Source organism: Glycocaulis sp. (assembly GCF_052168375.1).
Taxonomy (GTDB): Bacteria; Pseudomonadota; Alphaproteobacteria; order Caulobacterales; family Maricaulaceae; genus Glycocaulis.
The window spans coordinates 1-1,375 of record NZ_JBQLZR010000317.1 but is presented as its reverse complement, the minus strand read 5'-3'; the positions used below and the strand labels follow the sequence as shown (position 1 = coordinate 1,375).

Annotated in this window: 2 protein-coding genes; both read left to right on the top strand. The window is 63.5% G+C overall.

The features are described 5' to 3' along the window. Nucleotides 1-707 (top strand): EAL domain-containing protein (locus ACTS2Z_RS13135; protein ID WP_442573661.1); only part of this gene is annotated, 707 nt, incomplete at its 5' end. A gap of 81 nt (nt 708-788) precedes the next feature. Beyond that, nucleotides 789-1,375 (top strand): hypothetical protein (locus ACTS2Z_RS13130; protein ID WP_442573660.1); only part of this gene is annotated, 587 nt, incomplete at its 3' end.

Below are 1,375 nucleotides of genomic sequence, written 5' to 3'. Positions count from 1 at the left end.
CCTATTTCTACGAGGGCTTCACCCGCCTGCGCGATGCGAAGGGCAATGTGGTAACCCCTGCAGGCTTCCTCAAAGCCGCAGAGGAGCACGGGCTCATCGCGGAGGTGGACAATCTCCTGCTCCTGCGCTGCGTGCAGATAGTCCGCAAGCTTACCAAGTCGGACCGGCGCGTCGGCATATTCTGCAATATCTCGGTGCGCTCGCTCACCGATGAGGAGTTTTTCCCGCCCTTCCTCGATTTCCTGCGGCGCAATTCCGATCTTGCCACCTCGCTGATCTTCGAGATGCCGCAAGCCGCCTTTGACGGACGATCCTCTATCGCTGCGCGGCACATGGCACGCCTGGCCGATTACGGCTTCCGCTTCTCCATCGATCAGGTGAGCAATCTCAATCTCGATCTCGCCGAGTTGCAGCGTGCCGGCGTGCGCTTTGCCAAGGTGGAAGGCCTGCGCCTCATCGAGATGGCAGGGGGCCACATGCCCGTGGCGGGCCGGGAGCCGGGCACGATAGCGCCCGAAGACATTGCCAGCCTCTTTGCCCGCTACGGCGTTGATATCATCGCGGAAAAGATCGAGACCGAAGCCATGGTTGTCGAAATCCTCGATCTCGATATCGCCTATGGTCAGGGCCATCTTTTCGGCGCGCCGCGGCCCGTTCGCGATGATGTGCTGAGCGAGAGCGCGCCGGACACACGCCGCGCGGGCTGACCAGCCTTTTCAGTTGCGCTGCAGAGCTGGTGTGCCATCTCCTTCCGCTCACGGGCACTCATTGCCCGCCGGAGCCGGAACATGCGCCACTGCCTTGTCTTCATTGCCGCAATTGCCCTGACCGCCTGCGCCTTCGAGCGCCCGGCACTCGCGGCAGAGCCTGCACCGCGCTGGTATAATGAAACACCAGTGGACTGGCCGCTGGAAACACCGCCGCTCTACACCTTGCTGGCGCTGGAATGGATGGCCTATGGCCATGGCTATCGCATCACTGCCGGCCAGGCCTATCAGGCCTGGCGTGATGGCGATTTCGAGTTGTCGGCGCGCCGCTTCAGCCAGCTGGCGGACTATTTCGATGAGGCGCTGGAACGAACGGGCCCTTACGGACCGCATGGCGAGTTCGGCTATGAATACCGGATGAGTGCGCGCTTTGCGCGTGTGAATGCGGCGCTGGCCCTGCGGGCGGCGGGCGATCTGCCCGGCGCTGTGGAGGTCTTGCGTCCGCTGGAACTGGTCGGCGTGCCGCTGGATACGGACCTGACACAGGAAAAGGTCGATGCAGGCATCGCCGCGGGTGATTTCGCCTTTGCCCGCTCTGCCGCAGAGGCGCTCGCCCGCCATCTTGAGGTGCGCGGCTGGACCGAGGAGCACGAGGAACAACTGGCTGC